The organism is Paenibacillus sp. PSB04 (genome assembly GCF_025809195.1).
GTDB classification, from domain to species: domain Bacteria; phylum Bacillota; class Bacilli; order Paenibacillales; family Paenibacillaceae; genus Paenibacillus_AQ; species Paenibacillus_AQ favisporus.
On record NZ_CP081301.1, the window covers coordinates 6922590 to 6940806 of the forward strand.

Annotated in this window: 19 protein-coding genes and 1 other RNA gene; 9 read left to right on the plus strand and 11 right to left on the minus strand. The window is 52.2% G+C overall.

The genetic code is table 11. The annotated features are described in order from the left end of the window. Positions 1 to 44 precede the first annotated feature (44 nt). A complete protein-coding gene (locus K2F33_RS31720; RefSeq protein WP_263880543.1) occupies positions 45 to 500 on the plus strand; it encodes a Mov34/MPN/PAD-1 family protein in 456 nt (151 codons plus the stop codon). Here K2F33_RS31720 and K2F33_RS31725 read toward each other — a convergent pair. Genes K2F33_RS31725 through K2F33_RS31735 form a run of 3 tightly spaced genes read right to left on the minus strand, consistent with a single transcriptional unit; the run spans position 486 to position 3798 of the window. Then, on the minus strand, positions 486 to 1226 hold the full coding sequence (locus K2F33_RS31725; protein ID WP_076170229.1) for an exonuclease domain-containing protein: 741 nt from the start codon (positions 1224 to 1226) through the stop codon (positions 486 to 488). The genes K2F33_RS31720 and K2F33_RS31725 overlap by 15 nt on opposite strands. Beyond that, positions 1223 to 2302, minus strand: coding sequence for a DUF294 nucleotidyltransferase-like domain-containing protein (locus K2F33_RS31730; RefSeq protein ID WP_263880544.1), 1080 nt, complete (start codon positions 2300 to 2302; stop codon positions 1223 to 1225). The genes K2F33_RS31725 and K2F33_RS31730 overlap by 4 nt, the downstream gene beginning before the upstream one ends. Before the next feature lie 50 nt (positions 2303 to 2352). Further along, positions 2353 to 3798 carry an ammonium transporter gene (locus K2F33_RS31735; RefSeq protein ID WP_263880545.1) on the minus strand — a complete coding sequence of 482 codons (1446 nt, stop codon included), beginning with the start codon at positions 3796 to 3798 and terminating at the stop codon, positions 2353 to 2355. Between the two features lie 264 nt (positions 3799 to 4062). On the opposite strand from K2F33_RS31735, the gene K2F33_RS31740 reads away from it, so the two are divergent. Further along, positions 4063 to 4497, plus strand: a complete 435-nt coding sequence (locus K2F33_RS31740; protein WP_076170232.1) for a MerR family transcriptional regulator — start codon at positions 4063 to 4065, stop codon at positions 4495 to 4497. Between the two features lie 31 nt (positions 4498 to 4528). Further along, positions 4529 to 5215, plus strand: a complete 687-nt coding sequence (locus K2F33_RS31745; protein WP_076170233.1) for a zinc metallopeptidase — start codon at positions 4529 to 4531, stop codon at positions 5213 to 5215. A 53-nt stretch (positions 5216 to 5268) separates the two neighbouring features. On the opposite strand, the gene K2F33_RS31750 is transcribed toward K2F33_RS31745, so the two are convergent. Together K2F33_RS31750 and K2F33_RS31755 are read right to left on the minus strand one after the other, a co-directional pair. Beyond that, positions 5269 to 6186 (minus strand): glutamate biosynthesis transcriptional regulator GltC, encoded by a 918-nt coding sequence (locus tag K2F33_RS31750; protein ID WP_076170234.1) that lies wholly within the window; start codon positions 6184 to 6186, stop codon positions 5269 to 5271. A 48-nt stretch (positions 6187 to 6234) separates the two neighbouring features. Next, complete coding sequence (locus K2F33_RS31755; protein ID WP_076170235.1) at positions 6235 to 6852, minus strand: rhomboid family intramembrane serine protease; 618 nt, start codon at positions 6850 to 6852, stop codon at positions 6235 to 6237. Between the two features lie 121 nt (positions 6853 to 6973). Between K2F33_RS31755 and tpx the strand changes: the two genes are divergently transcribed. Continuing rightward, positions 6974 to 7492, plus strand: a complete 519-nt coding sequence (gene tpx / locus K2F33_RS31760) for a thiol peroxidase (protein ID WP_076170236.1) — start codon at positions 6974 to 6976, stop codon at positions 7490 to 7492. 71 nt (positions 7493 to 7563) lie between these two features. Here tpx and K2F33_RS31765 read toward each other — a convergent pair whose 3' ends face one another. The 3 genes from K2F33_RS31765 to K2F33_RS31775 form a co-directional block, all read right to left on the minus strand. Further along, positions 7564 to 7956, minus strand: a complete 393-nt coding sequence (locus tag K2F33_RS31765) for a DUF1499 domain-containing protein (RefSeq protein WP_076170237.1) — start codon at positions 7954 to 7956, stop codon at positions 7564 to 7566. Between the two features lie 188 nt (positions 7957 to 8144). Further along, a non-coding RNA gene (ssrS, locus tag K2F33_RS31770) (6S RNA) lies at positions 8145 to 8336 on the minus strand. 75 nt (positions 8337 to 8411) lie between these two features. Beyond that, positions 8412 to 9245 carry a YesL family protein gene (locus tag K2F33_RS31775; RefSeq protein WP_076170238.1) on the minus strand — a complete coding sequence of 278 codons (834 nt, stop codon included), beginning with the start codon at positions 9243 to 9245 and terminating at the stop codon, positions 8412 to 8414. Between the two features lie 176 nt (positions 9246 to 9421). On the opposite strand from K2F33_RS31775, the gene K2F33_RS31780 reads away from it, so the two are divergent. Further along, positions 9422 to 9541 (plus strand): YjcZ family sporulation protein, encoded by a 120-nt coding sequence (locus tag K2F33_RS31780; protein WP_208629305.1) that lies wholly within the window; start codon positions 9422 to 9424, stop codon positions 9539 to 9541. A gap of 59 nt (positions 9542 to 9600) precedes the next feature. Here the strand turns inward: K2F33_RS31780 and K2F33_RS31785 are convergent, their stop codons facing one another. After that, positions 9601 to 11166, minus strand: coding sequence for a degradosome RNA helicase CshA (locus K2F33_RS31785; protein ID WP_089546056.1), 1566 nt, complete (start codon positions 11164 to 11166; stop codon positions 9601 to 9603). 317 nt (positions 11167 to 11483) lie between these two features. On the opposite strand from K2F33_RS31785, the gene K2F33_RS31790 reads away from it, so the two are divergent. The 4 genes from K2F33_RS31790 (at position 11484) to K2F33_RS31805 (ending at position 15751) form a co-directional block, all read left to right on the plus strand. Beyond that, entirely contained in the window at positions 11484 to 12314 is an 831-nt protein-coding gene (locus tag K2F33_RS31790) for a YitT family protein (RefSeq protein WP_105441575.1), read from the plus strand. Positions 12315 to 12501: 187 nt separating this feature from the next. Continuing rightward, the gene (locus K2F33_RS31795) at positions 12502 to 12696 is read left to right on the plus strand and encodes a hypothetical protein (protein ID WP_076170738.1); all 195 of its coding nucleotides are present in this window, start codon (positions 12502 to 12504) and stop codon (positions 12694 to 12696) included. A 347-nt stretch (positions 12697 to 13043) separates the two neighbouring features. Further along, positions 13044 to 14216 carry a putative glycoside hydrolase gene (locus tag K2F33_RS31800; protein ID WP_089546052.1) on the plus strand — a complete coding sequence of 391 codons (1173 nt, stop codon included), beginning with the start codon at positions 13044 to 13046 and terminating at the stop codon, positions 14214 to 14216. Between the two features lie 176 nt (positions 14217 to 14392). Beyond that, positions 14393 to 15751 carry an MATE family efflux transporter gene (locus K2F33_RS31805; RefSeq protein ID WP_076170242.1) on the plus strand — a complete coding sequence of 453 codons (1359 nt, stop codon included), beginning with the start codon at positions 14393 to 14395 and terminating at the stop codon, positions 15749 to 15751. Between the two features lie 139 nt (positions 15752 to 15890). Here K2F33_RS31805 and pfkA read toward each other — a convergent pair whose 3' ends face one another. Together pfkA and K2F33_RS31815 are read right to left on the minus strand one after the other, a co-directional pair. Beyond that, positions 15891 to 16859, minus strand: a complete 969-nt coding sequence (gene pfkA / locus K2F33_RS31810; protein WP_076170243.1) for a 6-phosphofructokinase — start codon at positions 16857 to 16859, stop codon at positions 15891 to 15893. 17 nt (positions 16860 to 16876) lie between these two features. After that, entirely contained in the window at positions 16877 to 17908 is a 1032-nt protein-coding gene (locus K2F33_RS31815) for a tetraprenyl-beta-curcumene synthase family protein (RefSeq protein WP_076170244.1), read from the minus strand. Between the last annotated feature and the right edge of the window lie 309 nt (positions 17909 to 18217).

Below are 18217 nucleotides of genomic sequence, written 5' to 3' on the forward strand. Positions count from 1 at the left end.
GCCCCTGCCAAATGCAGAGGCCAAAGTGAGAGGGGAGAATACGGTTGACAGAGCTTCACGTATACGACGAAGAAATATGGCTGGATGCTGCTTGCGCCCACGGATTGGCGGAGCAGCTATTTCTTCATCGGCCTTATGAAGCCTGCGGTGTACTGCGGGGTAATGCTGCAGCGGGCGGCATGCGAATCGAGACGTTGATCCCGATCCGCAACGTAGCGCCTGACCCGCTGCACCGCTTCGTCCTGGATCCCCAGGCGTGGGTCCAGCAGTGTCTGAACCCTTCGGGACTGCTCGGAATCTTTCACACGCATCCACACACCGTTCCCGCTCCGTCCGAGGAGGATTTGCGTCAGCTCCCGCTTTTCGGAGATTTGCTCCGTATCTACTTGATCAGCTCCCCCGACCAATCGGGATCTTCCATCCTGACTCAAGCTTACTTCATTGAACGATCAGCAGCGGGCGATTTTCATCTCCGCCCGGCCCGGTTACGCATGGCTTAGATAGGCGTACAGGTCGCCCAGCGTCTCCACCTGTCTCCTGCGCGATATGTCCCGCAGGTACATAACCCACAGCTTTGCGGTCATCTTGGCATCCTCCAAAGCGTGATGCCTTCCCTCGATCGGAATATTTTTCGCCATCAGCAGGTCGTCCAGCGCAAAGCTCGCGCGCTGCGGCTCCAGCCAGCGGGCAATCATCATCGTGTCGATCACCCGGTGGCTGAGGTTCACCTTCGAGGTTTTCCACAGTGCCGCATTCAAAAAGGATTTGTCATGGGCGCTCGCATGGGCGACCAGCACCCTTCCCCCAACGAAATTCATGAATCCGTGCAGACCGTCCATCAGCGGCGGCGCTTCGTTGATCATCGCCTGCGTAATCCCCGTCAATCCGGTAATGTGGGACGGCACCGGGCGTTTGCATTGAACGAGGCTGTAGAACGACTCATCCTCTTTGATTTCGCCGCCTTTGACCCGGAGCGCCCCGATCGACAAAATTTCATCGCCCTGCTGAACGTTAAATCCCGTCGTCTCCAGATCAAACACGACGGTTTCCAGCTCGCTGAGCGGAGTATGCAGAACCTCCGGCCGCCGTTGTTCTCTCATCAGCGAGCGGATAAACGCCATCTGCTGTGCGGAGGATCCTCCCATCACTGAAGCAATCGCAGAAGGCATGCCTCCCTGCCGAAGCAGGCTCCAGAACCCGCTGTTCCCCCGCTCCGGCGTCTTCATGGTCGTCTCCTCTCCGCGAAACGGAGCTGACGCTGCAGCGCCCGGTGTGTCCGCCTGACGACGGTCAGGCTTTCGCGAAGCTCATACATCAGCGGCCTTTTCTTGAGCTCCTTCTGCGGAATGTATCCGCTGCTCATGAAGATGCCCCTTTCTTCGCGGTGGGGGGCGGTCGACCTCAGCATCAAGGCGGTAAGAAAGGCGCGCTGCACGTTCTCCAGCAGCATGTTGCCCCCGTCCAGCACCATCAGCCTCTCCAGCCGTTTCAGCGTGGATGATTCCTTGACTCCCTGCTGGAGGGCCATATATCGGACGCTGTTGACAATCGGGATGTACACCCCGTATTTCACGTCAAAATCTCCGGCATGTTCTCCAAACCGTTCGGTAACGACCTGGCCGAGCAGATTTAGCGTTGCTTTATGTCTGACCGTATTCCGCAGAATCGCGATCGCCAGTTCCGGCGTCTCATCGAGACATTTTCCGAAAAAAGCCTTCCACGACTCAGAAAGTGTGCGATCACCAGAAATATAGCGCATATCTGTAGCGATAATCAGGTAGCGAACCGGTTCCCAGCTGAAGTCATTGCGCCAGCGGGAGAGCTGCGTTTTCCAACCCTCCAGCGTTTTGCGCCACAGCGGCTCGGAACACATGACTTTCCCCTTGCATTTTTCATAGCCCAAATATTCAAACAGGTCCGACAGCCGTTGACCGAAGATTTGAAAGTAAGCTTCCTTATATGCATCCGGCTCGTCGCTGATAATAAGGCCGTTATCCTGATCGCTCCACAGCGTCGACTCCCTACGGCCCGCACTGCCGAATACGACGAAGGCGTAGGAGACGGGAGGCAGGCCGTAACCGGCCTCCTCCAGTTCCCGCTCGCAGATGTCGACGGCTCTGGCCGCGATCAAATCATGCATTTCATTGACGAGTGCAGACCAGGCCCCGATCGGCATGTCAGCGAACATTTCCTGAAGCTGTTCCTGGCAGTCCAGCCGCCGACTCCGAAGCTCTTCACGCGAGTTCGCATAAGCGATCGTACCGAGGTCCAGGTCACATGATCCCGACTTCAGCGGTTCCATACGGTTCACCCCCTCCATGGTGAATTATATTCATTCATATTTCTTTAGACTTAGGTAAAGGACTCGTTGGTTCCCGCAGATGGCTTAGGAGCCGATGCGGAAGACGCCGATGGTCTGATCTCGGAATCAACGAGCAGTCTCATTTGCTCCGGATAGCCGTAAGTGCCGTGTTCGCTGATGTCCAGACCCATCATTTCTTCCTCTTCGGTAACGCGGATTCCCATCGTTGCTTTCATAATAGCGATGACGATAAAGGAGATCACGAGAACGAATACGAACGCCCCGAGAACACCCAGTACTTGAACGCCCAGCTGCGAGAATCCACCGCCATAGAACAGTCCGGGTTTTCCGACGCCAGTAATCTCAACAAGCTTCGGCGTTGCAAACAACCCTGTGGAAACGGCACCCCAAATCCCGGCAATACCGTGTACGGAAAAAGCGTAAATCGGATCGTCAAGTCCCGCTCTCTCAAACCATTGAGCCGTGAAGAAGGTAATGATACCGGCAACCGCACCGATCACGATCGCTGCCCACGCATCCACGAATGCACAAGAACCGGTGATAGCAACGAGAGCGGCCAAAACGCCGTTCAGCATGCTAGGGATATCGGCTTTGCCGAATATTGCCCAGGAAATCAGCAGGGCGGCAACAGCACCGGCAGCTACAGCCAGGTTGGTGGTCAAGGCCACATATCCGAAAAATCCGTCCATCAGCGGTGTCAGCGCACTGCCAGGGTTAAAACCGAACCAGCCGATCCACAGAATAAACACGCCAAGTACCGATAATACCTGATTGTGACCCGGAATGCTGTTAGGCTTGCCGTCCTTGTTGTATTTGCCAAGGCGCGGCTTCAGCATGTAAGTGATGACCAGGGCTGCGGTCGCACCTGTCAGATGCACGACGGTCGATCCGGCATAGTCCTGCATACCCAATTGCCCCAACCAGCCTCCGCCCCATACCCAGTGGGCAACAACCGGATAAAGTACGATCATGAAGATCGTTCCAAATACGATATATACACTCAATTTAGCGCGTTCCGCCATACCGCCGCAGGCAATGGCCAGCGAAACGGCCGCAAAGGATAGCTGGAACAAAAACTTAACGGTCAGCGACGCATCCGATGCGGATAAGGAATCAAAGGACGCCGCCATGGAATCGCCGGTCAGGAAAAATCCCGTCGTTCCGAATAAACTGTTCCCATTGCCGAACCCTAGGCCAAAACCGACTGCCCAGAAAACGACGATGGCAATTCCGAGTGTCAGTACGGTCTTCCCTGCGATATGACCCGCGTTCTTCATCCGTACCGTACCGGCTTCCAAAAGCGCGAAACCCGCCTGCATAAAAAACACGAGCATAGCAGCCATAAATACGAAGAAGGTGTTCAACCCAGCCTGTAGTTGAACGTTGGTCGCCCCGTCATCGGCTGCAAAAACCGTTACGGGAAACGTCAGCAATGTAAGCATTAATAACATGATTCCTAACCATTTTCTTTTCATGTACCCCATTCCCCCAATGTCAATATTTCTAACACAAAGTGAAATTCTTAATGACATTATAAGCCGATAGTCCTGAAATTGACAAGATATTTTTTGAAAATACTGAAAAAATGTTTCTGATGTAATATTAACTTACAATGTCAGCTTTACAGGAAAAGCATGACGTTTGACTGTACGGTTCGGATTCATGTATCATAATTTAAGTAATATAATATGGAAACGAGCATTCGTTTAATTTCCTGCGAGGTGATATAGGATGGGGATATGATACTGTATCGGATCGGTGAATTAGCTAAGGCTGGTGGTGTCAGCGAGCGTACAATTGATTATTACACCAAGCTGGGATTGATTTTTCCAGAGAAGCGCACGCTTAAGAATTACCGTTTGTACAGCCATGAAACCTTGGTCCGGCTTAAACGTATTAATGAATTGAAACAAGAGAAATATAGTTTGGATGAGATTAAAGAGATGCTTGAGAAGTGGGATTCGGTTCCGGAAGAGAAGCAGGTGTCCGACAAGCTGTCTCACCTCGAGCTTCATATGCAGCAGCTGCAGCGCGAAGTGAAGGAGCTCGAACCGCTGATTAAGCAAATGAAGCCAAGCCATGCGCGGCTGGTGCTGCTGAATCTCCTCCCGCAAGGTGCGGCGTGCATCGAGGCCATTCGCCTCTTCCTTGAACAGCACGGCCCAACCCTCTAGTTTCCCGCAAAATAAAGCAGGAGGTATGGAAATGTATTTCGACGGAATGTATATACTTATCATTATTGCATTTCTGTTTTCGCTCTGGGCACAGTTTCGAGTTCAGGGTACCTTCAAGAAGTGGTCCACGGTTCAGGCGAACAGTGGCATGACCGGATATGACGCGGCCCGGCACATGCTGGATACCCACGGGCTGCATGACGTGCCGATCGAACCGGTACGCGGAGCCCTCTCCGACCACTACGACCCGATTAACCGCGTCGTCCGCCTGTCGGAACCGGTGTATTACGAGAGCTCCATCTCGGCGATTTCCGTTGCTTGTCACGAGATCGGCCACGCCATTCAGCATAAGGAGCACTATCCGATGCTGGTACTGCGCCACCGGATTTTCCCGATCGTCAACTTTGCATCTGGACTTGCTCCGATCCTTCTGATTGCCGGTTTCCTTTTCCAATGGCTTGGACTGATCGGACTCGGCATTATCTTCTTCTCCGTTGCGGTTGCTTTCCAGCTGATCACGCTGCCGGTCGAATTTAACGCAAGTAACCGGGCCCGCGAGATTATGGTTTCGGAAGGATACATCACGAACGAAGAAGAACGGGGCGTGGCCAAGGTGCTGAACTCCGCAGCCCTGACCTATGTTGCAGCGGCGCTGGTTTCCCTGCTCGAACTGCTCCGGTACATTTTGATCTTTACGAACAGCAACAACCGTGACTAATACAAACAAGTATGTAAATATCCGGCTTCAAATATAAAAATACCCCGTGTCGTTTAACCGACCGGGGTATTTTTATTGTTCTGGTGTAAGCCGAAATATTTAAGCAGAAAGGTGCGGAAAGACTGGGCCACCAGAGGAAGCTTATCGTCCGAACGATGAATCAGCCCGATCGTGCGGGTGACTTTCGGCTCCGAAATTTTAACGCGTGCCGGCTGCAGCGGATTGGTCTGGAACAAGGCCAGCTCCGGCAGGATGCTGACACCCATGCCAGCGGCCACCAGTCCGCGGATCGTGTCGGTCTCCTCACCTTCGAAGGCAATCTTCGGCGTAAAGCCCGCCTCGAGGCAAGCATGCCAGACAATCGGCCGCAAAGAATAGCCTTTGCTGAAGAGAACGAACTTCTCATCCTTCAGCTCGACGAGCTTGATGCTCTCCTTCTCGGCCAACGGATGGTTCGGCGGCAGAATCGCATACAGCTCTTCGGTCAGGATCACTTCGCCTTCCACATGTTCATGCTTTTCCGGGAAAGGTGAAATGAAGGCCAAATCGACTTCCGCCGAGATCACATCACGGATCAAGGACGGGAACATCCCCTGCTTGAAACGGAATTTCACGTTCGGATACCGGCGTTTAAATTCGGCCACCACGGAAGGGATCAAATGAATCCCCAGGCTGTGCGGAAATCCGATACGAATTTCTCCCTGCTCCGGATCCAGAAATTCATGAACCTCCATGACCGCCTTATCCAAATCCTTCAGGATACCCTCCACCCGTTTGCAGAACAGCTGCCCTACGGGGGTTAACTGCAGGTTTCTTCCTTTCTGCATGAATAAGTGGACTCCGAGTTCCTCCTCCAGCTGATGAATCTGCCGGCTCACCGCTGACTGGGCGACATGCAGCTCCTCTGCAGCCTGCGTGACATGCTCCTTCTGTGCTACCTTCAAAAAGTATTGCAACTGTCTTAATTCCACTACTTTCGCTCCATTCTGCTTATACGATACCTGTTCATCCGAGCTTGGCTAGCGGCGCCTTCTCAGCACCCTCGCCATCAGTCCATAAATAAAGAAACCGCCGATCAATCCGCCCATATGGGCCACCCAGTTGATGTTGGATTGTGAAACCCAGGTTACGACGACCCCCACGATCAATATGCCGTACACGGTTTTCCGGGAGGCGTCGTCCATCCACTGCCGCTGAAGCAAAGCGATATACAGATAGGCGCCGTAAATGCCGTAAATCGCTCCTGAAGCGCCTATGGAGATCAGAATCTCTCCGGTACGGTTGTAATGAGCCACTGTCATCAAATTGCCCAGAATACCGCTTAACAAGTACAGCAGCCCGTATCGCCAAGAACCAAGCAGCCTCTCCAGTGGCGGGGCAAACACGAGCAGCGCGAAGCTGTTAAACAGCAAATGGGAAAAACCCGCATGCAAAAACATGGAGCTGACATATCTCCACCACTCATTATATTGATCGATGTTCGTCAGTGCTCCAAACCGGATCAGCGTTTCATTGTTGGTGGAGCCCCCGTTAAAGGCCATAATGAGAAACATCACCAGGTTGATGACAAAGAGCAGCGTCGTGATCGGGTAGTACTTCAAATAACTTTTCAGATTCTCATAACGTACAAATAACATGTTATCCTTCCTTCTATAACCGAGTAAACCGCCGACGAAATTGGACAATGCCTTTTTAAAAAGATTATAATGGACTTTGTCACGAATCACCAATTTTTGATAACCAGGAAGGAGATTTCATATGGCACAAGAACGTACCAATGCAGCTACATTCAAAGGCAATCCGATTACCCTCATTGGCCCGGAACTTCATGTGGGCGACGCCGCTCCGGATTTCAAGGTCAGCAAAAATTTGCTTGAAGAGGCTACTCTTAAGGATTATGCCGGTAAAATCAAATTAATTAGTGTCGTTCCTTCTCTTGATACGGGAGTATGTGACGCCCAAACGCGCCGTTTCAACGAAGAAGCCGCCGGCCTTGGCGACGACGTGATCGTGCTGACCATCAGCGCCGACCTTCCATTCGCCCAGGAACGCTGGTGTGCCGCTGCCGGAATCGACCGTGTCGTGACCCTTTCCGACCACAAGGAGATGTCGTTCGGCGACGCGTACGGTGTTCATATTAAGGAATTCCGTCTGGACATGCGCTCCATTTTCGTCGTGGACAAAAACGACAAGATTACATATGTCGAGTACCTGAAGGAAATGGCCGAGCATCCGAACTACGAAAATGCCGTAGCAGCCGTTAAAGAACTGCTGTAATTCGGCTTAAGCCGCCATGTTCCCATAAAAAGCGGGAGAAAGAGCTGATCTTTCTCCCGCTTTTTCCTTACTCATTGTGTTATTTTGTATTTAGCCAGTTTCTTATCCAATATGCCGAACAAGTTTAAAATAATCCGGTAATTATACCCCAGATCCCCCAGCGAGCCCCGGGAGGCGGAATACATATCAACAGCGGTGCGGACTGGACCAACCGATAGCACCGAAATGGTAATATCCACGGTACGGCCAAGCGAGGTTCTCTTCTCCAGCGTGATTTCCCCGACGGAAGACACCTCGTGCAGCACTTTGTAGCCAGGAATTTTTTTAAGTGTCGAGGAGATTTCCTCCCATGCCTTGTCTTTCGATAAATTGTAATAGCGCGTTTTCATTTTAGGATCCTTCGCGCGGTCGCTTGTTCCTTCTTGACTGCGAATGACCCCCACTAGAACTCTCTTTAGCGACAAGACCTTTCCTCCTTTATAGTAAACATCATCAATACTTAACAGTTTATCATTGTTACGGTCAGAACAAAAGAGTAAGTACGGATTGATGCCGGAGATTCAACAAAAAAAACACCCCAATCCGGAAATAGAACCGGCTGGGATGTTCTCTATTCTGCACCATCATGGTCGCAATGGGTTCATCGACAAAATAAAAACCCGCCTATGCCGTCCGGTTAAATTGTCTTCTGAACCTGCTCTAGCAGGTGGGTGATCGCATAAGCGGTTTTGAAGTCCCCATGTCATATAGACAGGGCGTTTCAGCTGCGCTTCATATAGATCTCCCTCAGACATTATCATTGGTTCAAAACAACGATTAACCGTGGCGAACATCGCAGGATGTAGTCTTATTATAGACCGAAATCGTCAGCATGTAAACGAAATGGTAAAAATTTAGAAGAAAATTATCGCTTGCTGGCTTAGTTTCTTTTACCCGGCTCATCGCCATTTGAAACACTTTCTTCGTACCATTCATCTCTCTTGTCCGGATCGCCCTGCAAACTTACGGAATCATCTGCGTCAGCGGCTTCCTGCTGCGCCTCTTCTTCCTTCTGTTTGAGCCGCTCCGCTTGCTCCTGCATCTTCATGTAGGTGCCGTAGAAGTTGAAAAACGCCCACAATGCGATGACGCTACCGCCAAAGAAGAAGATCAGCGCAGGATACTTAGACCCGATAAACAGGACGACCGCACTCCCGAGCACGGTAGCAAGCACCCGGAAAGGCCGGATGATCGTAATCAGAATCGCGTTCTTCAAAATCTGTCCGATGGACATATGGTAATGAACGATCATCGAGAAAAAGTTGAACATCGACAGGAACAGAACGATCAGCAGGATCAGCATCACAATCCCGATCAGCTGCATATTGCGGAACTGGGTCATATAGACCGTATAATCCACCATCATAATAACCAGCAGCAGCACGTAGAAAATGCCGCCGACCATGCTTTGTTTGTAGTTTTCCTTGTACGCTCTGAAATAGGTGCTGAAAATTTTAATATCGGTATCGCCCATCACCCATTTACGTACCACTGCAAACAGCGCCGCCGTTGCAGGGAACAATGTAAACGGTGCCACGATTCCCATAGCCCAGTTCATCTGCAGCGACTCGTTAGCCCCCGTTACCAACAGCTTCGTTACGAGAAAAAAGAAGAACGGGATCGAACACAGCATCCACAAGATATTGCTGTAAGCTATCCGGGTAATCCACTCTGTAATTTTGTAAATTCCACCCATTGCACCTTTGAATTCCAAGTAAAAGTCTCCTCCTCCACTAACATGCCTGTACCTTAATAATACCGCATTAGGGACATACATTGCCAGAGCCTAATTTCCGGCATCTGGGTGTTGGTCTATACATGCGGGCGAAAACCGTCATAAGATACACCGTAATCCAAAAGAGTTCAACTTTTTGAAGGAGGTTATGTTCAATGTCTCACGCTGTAGGCGGAGTTGGTTATGGTTACGGTCATGGCCTTTGGGGTTCCACAGGCGCCATTCTGGTGCTGTTCATCCTGCTCGTTATCATCACTCGCGCATTCATCTGGTAATTTGATGATATGAAAAAAGAGGCGAAGTGCACGCGGCACTTCGCCTCTTTGTTATGTTCTTACTTCTCGTAAGAATCTTCGCGTTTCGTAGTACGGCGTCCCTCGCTGCTGCTGGTCCGCGGTTTGCGGTCGCCGCGGTACGAATCCCCGCGTCCGCTGTAGCTCTTGCTGTAACCTCCGCGTCCGTCGCCGCGGTCACGGTTATACCCTCCGCCGCTGCGGCTGCCACTGCTGCCGCCGCGATAGCCGCCGGACGGTTTGCGTCCGCTGCGCAGGTCTGGCTTGCCGCTGTGACGGCGCTTGACGCGGATCGGGTCTTCCGGCGTCAGCTGGATATCCGAATCCTTCTTCTCGCCTGTCAGCATCTTCAATGCCGCAGACAGCAGCTGCACGGAGTCGTACTGCTCCAGCAGTTGGATGGCCAGTCCTTTGTATTCGTTCAATTCGCCCTTCTCCACGGTTTCAAGCAATCTTTCTGCTGTCACGCGCTGTTTGCCTTCGATGGCTTCGGCCAGCGTAGGGAGCGGCTTGCGCGGAATCCGGTGGCGGGTTACGCGTTCGATCAGGTGCAGATGATCCATTTCGCGCGGAGTAACGAAGGTCCACGCGGTTCCTTCTTTCCCGGCACGGCCGGTACGTCCGATCCGGTGCACGTAGCTTTCCGGATCCTGAGGAAGGTCAAAGTTCACGACGTGGGTAACGCCGGATACGTCCAGGCCGCGGGCCGCAACGTCCGTAGCTACCAGCACGTCGATGCTTCCGTCACGGAATTTGCGCATCACGGTGTCGCGCTGGTTCTGGGACAGGTCGCCGTGCAGGCCGTCCGCGGAATATCCGCGCTTCTGCAGGGCTTCGGCCAGCTCGTCGACACGGCGCTTCGTGCGTCCGAAAACGATGGCAAGCTCCGGAGATTCCATATCGATCAAGCGGCTGAGCGCTTCAAACTTCTGGCGTTCCGGCACTTCAATATAAGCCTGGTCGATCAGAGGTGCGCTGACTTGTTTCGGAATAACGGAAACATGCTCCGGATTTTTCAAAAATTGCTGAGCCAGCTTCTGAATGTTCGGCGGCATCGTCGCGGAGAACAGCATCGTTTGGCGTTCTTCCGGCACCAGCTTCAGGATCGTTTGGATGTCTTCCATGAAGCCCATATCCAGCATTTCGTCGGCTTCGTCCAAAATGACGGTTTCGACGTCGTCCAGGCGGATCGTTTTGCGGTTAATGTGGTCAAGCAAACGGCCTGGCGTACCGATAATAATTTGAGGCTTCTTCTTTAGCGCCCGGATCTGGCGTCCGATGTCTTGACCGCCGTAAATCGGCAGCGAGCCAATTCCTTTGAAACGGGTCAATTTTCCGATTTCCTCTGCGACCTGAATCGCAAGCTCACGGGTAGGTGTCATAATGAGGGCGACGATTTTATCCGTATCTTTGGAAATTTTATTAATCAGCGGAATACCAAAGGCAGCGGTTTTGCCTGTACCCGTCTGTGCTTGGCCAATCATGTCCCGTCCGCTCATTGCGATCGGAATGGATTGTGCCTGAATCGGTGTCGCTTCCTCAAATCCAAGCTCCGTAATGGCCTGCAATACCTTTGGTTCGAGGCCTAATTCTGCGAAATTTTTCAAATTTTTCATACTCCTTCTATAAAGTGGACATACCACAATCTTGTCTGTATTCTTAAGTAGCGGTAAACATTATATAGGGTAGCCAAACTTCGATCAAATTTTTCATGGCTTCGATTCTCTATAGCGTTTATCCGGGCAAACAAAACAGCCTACAGAATTTAGTAAACGGTAATTATTCTCCTGAAACAATGCAAAATAATACTATTGTACAACCGTACTCAAGAACATCTAATACATTATATCACAAACCAAATTACAAACACCAGTCAAGCTGAAACAACTTTCAATCGTCTTGCAGAAAATTACATAATGAGGTGATGAGCTTGGAGCTCAAAAATATTTGGAAGTATGTGGTTGTGGTCCTTGGTGCGGCTTTTATTGCCTGCGGGTTCAATTTATTCCTCGTACCGCTTCATTTGCTGAGCGGGGGCGTGTCGGGCCTGTCCATGCTCGTGAATTATTTTACACCGATCAGTCTCAGCGTTCTTTATTTCGTGTTTAACATACCGATGCTTGTCGCCGGCTGGTTCCAGCTCGGCAAACGTTTCATAATTCTGAGTATTCTTTCGGTCGTCGCCACGACGTGGCTGATCGCGGTAGTCCCCGAAACGTCCCTCGTGTCCGATACGCTGCTGGCTGCGGTATTCGGCGGCGTCCTCGTCGGGATCGGGGCAGGCATCTCTTTCCGTGCCGGCGGCTCCTCCGGCGGGTTCGATATTATCGGGTCCATCGTTACGCGTTACCGCGACTTCCCGATCGGAAACATACTGGTGGCCATGAATGGGGTCGTCATCCTCGCAGCCGGTTACTTGCAGGACAATTGGAACCTGGCGCTCGCCTCCATCGTTTCCATTTTCGTCACGGGCAAGGTCGTGGACATGATCCACGTCAGCCATTTCAAGGTCACTGTGTACATCATCACGAATGAGACGGATGCCCTTCTTCAACAGCTGCTGGAACGTCCGCGCGGCGTAACCAAGATCAAGACGCAGGGCGCCTTTTCCAATGTGGAAAAGGATATGCTGATGACCGTTACCACACGGTACGAATTGGCCGAGCTGAAGCGCATCATCAAGCAGACCGACCCGAAGGCGTTCGTCAACATTGTCGAGACCGTCGGGGTGATGGGTTCCTTCCGCAGAAGCTGATTTTTGTATGCGCTGTGTAAAAAAAACACCAAATGTGGTATATTAATAGTGCGCGCTTCCTACAATAGTTCCATGAGATTAGGATAGACCCGAATTTCCCAAAGCACCAAAACGCTTTTCCGATTCGCCTTGCGTTGGATCATCTGACTGTGAAGATTCGAAGGAGGAAAGGGTGATTTTTGTGGAAATGGAAATGGAAACGGTAAAGTTGTCCCAAATCGTCATGAAATGGTTCCCGGATATGATGCCATTCTTGAAGCAAAATGAACTGAATTCCCTCATTGTGCTGCGGGACGGACTTAGCATTCTGGAACAAGAAGATGCCATGGAGATCATCCAGTACAGCATCTGTGAACATCAGAGCTCCGCGCTGCTTCACTGATTTATAGCAAGTAGCAAGTGCTTGAATAACATGCCATTCGCGAATGGCCGCTTTCAGCGGCAGCGCGGGTGGCATTTTTATTTGTCCTGAAGCGGCCACCGGGCACGGGAACTGCAATTTTGTCAAAATGTTGGAAGTCGCTTTTCCCGCAAGTATTTAAGCATCCCGGTGGCAACCCTACGGAAGAGGGAGACCGTTTGATTCCAAGCTGATCCGTTTAAGAAAAGGAAAGGCGCCCCAGATTCCAGCCGCGCAGCCTTCGCCAAATGATTACAAAGCTGTTGCACCAAACAGGAGGTCGTTCCGATATAATTGACATGTAAAGCCATTCAAGGGGAGAGAGTATTATGAATATTATTTGGGCGCTGCTGCTGTTGCTCGGCAGCAGTGCCGGTCATCCGCAGCAGGACAGCCATCATCCGTTAAGCCAATTGTTTCAGGCAACCGTTCATTCCGCAATGATCGCATCCCAACAAGACGTTCCGGTCAGCGCAGACCACCCGCCCGTCAAGGTAGATCCGCAGGTCACCGCCCCCAAAGTCAAAGGGATTTACGTTACCGCATACAGCGCCGGCGGTTCACGCATGAATCAGCTGCTGGATCTCATCGACAAAACCGATTTGAACGCCATGGTGGTCGACATCAAAGACGATGCAGGATACATAACCTATAAGACGGACAATGCCACGTTGAAGCAGATGGGCAAACCGCAGCCGTTCATTCCCGACATCAACCAGCTGATGCAGCGCCTGAACAAGCATAAGGTGTACCCTATTGCCCGGGTGGTCGTATTCAAAGATACGGTCCTTGCCAAGAAGCGGCCGGATCTATCGTTTAAAAATCCGGACGGAACCCTCTGGGAGAACGGCAAAGGCGACAGCTTCGTCAACCCGTACAGCAAGGAAGTATGGGATTACAACATCGCGATTGCCAAGGAAGCGGCCAAGCTTGGCTTTAAAGAAATTCAGTTCGATTATGTACGGTTCCCGGAAGGATTCGAGAAGCGGGCCGATACGCTGAAATACGTTAAGAACGATAAATCCCGCGTGGATACGGTCGCAGAGTTCGTCCAGTATGCCCGCAAGCAGCTGGCCCCTCTCGGCATTCGCGTGTCGGTGGACATCTTCGGTTATGCGGCGTCCGTTCCGGCAGCCGAAGGGATCGGTCAGGATTTCGGCAAAATCTCCGAAAACGTGGACGTCATCAGTCCGATGGTGTATCCGAGCCATTACACGACAGGCTGGTTCGGCGCCCAGGATCCGGACAAGGAGCCTTACAAGACGATCAAGGGCTCTATGGCCGATACGCACAAAAAGCTGGATCCGCTCAAAGACCGCAAGCCGATCATCCGCCCGTGGATTCAGGATTTTACCGCAAGTTGGCTCGGCAGCGGCCATTATGAGAAGTACGGCAAGCAACAGGTACAGGATCAGATTCGCGCCTTGAAAGACGCCGGCGTGGACGAATACTTGCTGTGGAACGCTTCGAACCGGTATTCCCAAGGCGTGGCCTACAAATAAGAGGTACCGTCTAGATCAAACGGCATGATTATAAACGCACTTCTTTATCCCGGCGGCTTTCGCCGGGTTTTATTTATTTGAACAGAGCCCTGTTCAAACCGGTGTGCCATGGTTTACAATAATAGTCTTGTCACCTTTATGTCAGAATTCAAGATATCTGTGAGGCTCATTTTATTATGAAAACAACCATGTCGCTCAAGCAAAAAACGATGCAGTTTCTCGTCATCCTGCTGCCGATTCTGGTCACGCAAATCGCGCTTTCCGCGATCACGTTTTTCGATACCAACATGTCCGGCCGGGCCAGCTCGACCGATCTTGCCGGTGTAGCGATCGGCACAAGTCTGTGGATCCCGCTCCAGACCGGTCTGAGCGGTATCCTGATGGGCATGACCCCGATCGTGTCGCATCTGGTCGGCGGCGGCAGCCGCAATAAAGTAGCGTATCACGTCGTGCAGGGCCTGTATCTCGCCATATTGCTGGCCCTTGTGATCCTTGGAATCGGCTCGCTGCTGCTTCCTGTTATTTTGGACGGGATGAACCTGGAAGGGAATGTCCGGGACATCGCTTTCCGCTTTTTGAGCTACCTGTCCATCGGCATCGTTCCGATGTTCGGTTATACCGTGCTGCGAAGCTATATCGATGCCCTGGGCCAGACCCGGATTTCGATGCTGATCACGCTGATCTCGCTGCCGATTAACGTCGGCTGCAATTACCTGCTGATCTTCGGCAACTGGGGCTTTCCCCGCTTGGGAGGCGCAGGGGCGGGAATCTCATCCGCCATCACTTATTGGTGCGTATTCCTGATCGCGATCCTGTTCATCCACCGGCTTCATCCGTTCACGGATTACGGCATTTTCCGGAAGTTGTACGGTGTATCGCTTTCCGTGTGGAAGGAGCTGCTGAAGATCGGGGTGCCGATCGGCTTCTCCATCTTTTTTGAAACCGGGGTATTCTCCGGCGTCACCCTGCTGATGAGCCGTTTCGACACGGTGACGATCGCAGCCCATCAGGCGGCGATGAATTTTGCGTCCACGCTCTATATGATTCCGCTCAGCATCAGCATGGCGCTCACCATTCTGGTCGGCTACGAAAACGGGGCGGGCCGGCTGCGGGACGCCAGACAATACAGCAGGCTCGGCATTTCCACCGCGGTGGGCCTTTCGCTGATTACCGCCGTCGTCCTGCTCGTAGCCGGACGTTATGTCGCCGGATTTTATTCAGAGGAAAGCCATGTGATTGAACTGATTCAGCATTTTCTGATCTATGCGATTTTCTTCCAAATCTCCGATGCGGTAGCCACCCCCGTTCAGGGCGTACTGCGCGGATATAAAGACGTCAATCCGGCATTCATCATTACGTTTATTTCGTATTGGGTCATCGGCCTGCCCGTGGGCTACCTTCTGGCCGAGTTCACCCCGCTTCAGGCCTATGGCTATTGGGTCGGCCTGATTACGGGACTCGCGGTCGGCGCGGCCCTTCTGCTCGGACGGCTCGTTAAGATCCAGCGGCGGTTCGCTGCCCCAAGCCGAGCGTAGCCGCCCGGGTTCCCCCGAGCGGTTACTGTAACTTGGCTGCGCAAGCGAAACCGGCATACCACTCCCCCACTTTCGGCTCACAACAAAAAGGCGCTGCAGGGTTAAAACCCGCAGCGCCTTGTCTGTGTTACCGTTATGTTTATTGCGAAAGCCGTGAAGCGAGCTCATACAGCTCTCGGTTAAATTCCTTCTTCGTGTTGACGACCTTATCGATGTCCGTCAGCACGAGCTCGCCTTTAATGATCCCGCACGCCTTGTCGGATTCACCCGCGATCAGCATACGCACTGCAAAATCGCCCAGACGGCTCGCCAGATTCCGGTCCGCCGGAGTCGGCGTTCCGCCCCGCTGGATATGTCCAAGAACCGTTACCCGCGGTTCCAGAGTAGGGCAGCGGTCGGTCAGGGCTTTGGCAACCTCTTCCCCGCTTCCCACACCTTCCGCCACGAGCACGATACTGTGCCGTTTGCCATGAGCAAAGTTCTGCTTCATCCGCTCCGTAATTTCATCCATGTCATGCGGCATTTCCGGCACGAGGATCGTCTCCGCACCCGAAGCGAGGCCCGCATGCAAAGCGATATCGCCGCAGTGTCTTCCCATGACTTCCACAATCGAGGACCGCTCGTGCGAGGACATGGTGTCGCGCAGCTTGTTTACCGCATCAACGACGATGCTGACGGCGGTATCGAATCCAATGGTGTAGTCCGTAAACGCGATATCGTTATCGATCGTTCCGGGCAGCGCCATCGTATTGATGCCGAGCTTGCTGAGCTTATTGGCACCCTGGTATGAGCCATCGCCGCCGATGACGACAAGGCCGTCGATTCCGTGCTTGCGGAGGATTTCCGCACCCTTCTGCTGGCCTTCCGGCGTCATAAATTCCTTACAGCGTGCCGATTGGAGAATGGTGCCGCCGCGCTGGATAATATCGCCCACGCTGCGCAGATCCATCGAAAAGATGTCGTCGTTCAGCAGGCCGTGATACCCGCGCTGAATGCCGTAAACCTCAAGTCCGTGATACAAGCCGCTGCGTACGACGGCGCGTACGGCTGCGTTCATCCCTTGCGAATCTCCGCCACTGGTTAATATTGCGATTTTTTTGACTGCCATGTTATTTCCTCCTCTTATCACTCGTACAAATGCTTGCGGATCCACCGGCTGTTGAAGAAGAAGAATAAGCGGGTAAGCGGGCTTCCCTTCATCAAACGTTTGGATACGGAGCGAACTTCCTGCTGCTCGCTGACTTTGGGATCGGATAAATAGATTGCCAGCAGCCCCTCAATGATCATCCGATGGAACGGGGGCACCGGGATGGCTGCAACATCCTTCCGGGCCGATTCCACAATAAAGGCAATCCGGTCCAGCATGACTTCGGGGCTCTCATAATAATTGCAAAAATTGAGGTCTCCGCCAAGCCGATCCTCTTCCTGATCAATCAGGTAATCCAGCATAATATGCAGACAGCAAACATGTGGAAAATATGACGCATGAATGGAGGCGGCGGCAGTGCTGCTCAAATGGCGGTCGCTTGCGGCCAAAAAGAGCATGAACACGCCCAAGGTCGAACCGGTTGCCGCGGCGAACTCGTTCCATTGAAGCTGGGGAGTCCGTTCACGATGAAGCTCCCACCATTCAAGCAGCGCCGGTTCTCTTAACTCCGGTTTGATGTGCTTGTAAACCTGCAGGTCGGTATACAGGCCCGCTAAATCCCGGATAAAGGGCATCGCGGCAGCGTAGCCGGGCAGCTGGCGTATGCAGCTTTGGCAGGTTGTCACCAACCCATGCAAATAACCTCCGTCATTCTGCTCCTGACGAAGTGCATAGTAATTGACAGGTTCAGCCGCCGGGTCGATCGCATCCAGCATCGATTGGTGAAGCAGGCGGAAATCTTCGGCTTCCATGGATGTGCTGCGGTCACACAGGTTATCCAGATAGTCGCTGATCGTCTGATAGGCCACGATGAGCTTGGTAAGTATAAGCCGCTCCGGCAGCGGAACGGCGGCGTAGACGCCTCCGCCCTCACAGTGAAATTGCTTCGTCTCTATACTCGCCAAGGCTTGCTTTCTCAGCTCGGGATCAGGGATGTTCCCTGCCTTCCTCCGCCATCCGTCCAGTTCTTTTCGCACTTCCGGCAATATATGCTTGTACACCCGGCTCATTAAACTGACAGGATTCCGGGGAACTTGATATCGAGTTTGCCTATTTTCATTCAAGACGGTGCCTCCACATTGTTGTCTACTTGTATCGATCCTAATGTCTTTTATTATAATATGGTCCTGGAATTTGCACAAATAAACCGTACATGAATCCTCCCTTTTTTTACAACAATATGTGTCCATTTAAAGGAGTGTGCCCAGATCTCCTCGAAAAGGTAAGCTGAAAGATTCCACCGCAGCAGCATATGCTCATCTATAGTATAGCGGGCGGCATCGTGCTGCAGGGTGACTTTTTGCACAAAAATCACAAAA

Excerpts from the sequence above, each read along its gene's own strand:
- K2F33_RS31725 (WP_076170229.1), bottom strand. The coding sequence starts at position 1,226 with ATGAAGACGCCGGAGCGGGGGAACAGCGGGTTCTGGAGCCTGCTTCGG.
- K2F33_RS31730 (WP_263880544.1), bottom strand. The coding sequence starts at position 2,302 with ATGGAACCGCTGAAGTCGGGATCATGTGACCTGGACCTCGGTACGATC.
- K2F33_RS31735 (WP_263880545.1), bottom strand. The coding sequence starts at position 3,798 with ATGAAAAGAAAATGGTTAGGAATCATGTTATTAATGCTTACATTGCTG.
- K2F33_RS31740 (WP_076170232.1), top strand. The coding sequence starts at position 4,063 with ATGATACTGTATCGGATCGGTGAATTAGCTAAGGCTGGTGGTGTCAGC.
- K2F33_RS31745 (WP_076170233.1), top strand. The coding sequence starts at position 4,529 with ATGTATTTCGACGGAATGTATATACTTATCATTATTGCATTTCTGTTT.
- K2F33_RS31755 (WP_076170235.1), bottom strand. The coding sequence starts at position 6,852 with ATGTTATTTGTACGTTATGAGAATCTGAAAAGTTATTTGAAGTACTAC.
- tpx (WP_076170236.1), top strand. The coding sequence starts at position 6,974 with ATGGCACAAGAACGTACCAATGCAGCTACATTCAAAGGCAATCCGATT.
- K2F33_RS31780 (WP_208629305.1), top strand. The coding sequence starts at position 9,422 with ATGTCTCACGCTGTAGGCGGAGTTGGTTATGGTTACGGTCATGGCCTT.
- K2F33_RS31790 (WP_105441575.1), top strand. The coding sequence starts at position 11,484 with ATGAGCTTGGAGCTCAAAAATATTTGGAAGTATGTGGTTGTGGTCCTT.
- K2F33_RS31795 (WP_076170738.1), top strand. The coding sequence starts at position 12,502 with ATGGAAATGGAAACGGTAAAGTTGTCCCAAATCGTCATGAAATGGTTC.
- K2F33_RS31800 (WP_089546052.1), top strand. The coding sequence starts at position 13,044 with ATGAATATTATTTGGGCGCTGCTGCTGTTGCTCGGCAGCAGTGCCGGT.
- K2F33_RS31805 (WP_076170242.1), top strand. The coding sequence starts at position 14,393 with ATGAAAACAACCATGTCGCTCAAGCAAAAAACGATGCAGTTTCTCGTC.
- pfkA (WP_076170243.1), bottom strand. The coding sequence starts at position 16,859 with ATGGCAGTCAAAAAAATCGCAATATTAACCAGTGGCGGAGATTCGCAA.
- K2F33_RS31815 (WP_076170244.1), bottom strand. The coding sequence starts at position 17,908 with ATGAGCCGGGTGTACAAGCATATATTGCCGGAAGTGCGAAAAGAACTG.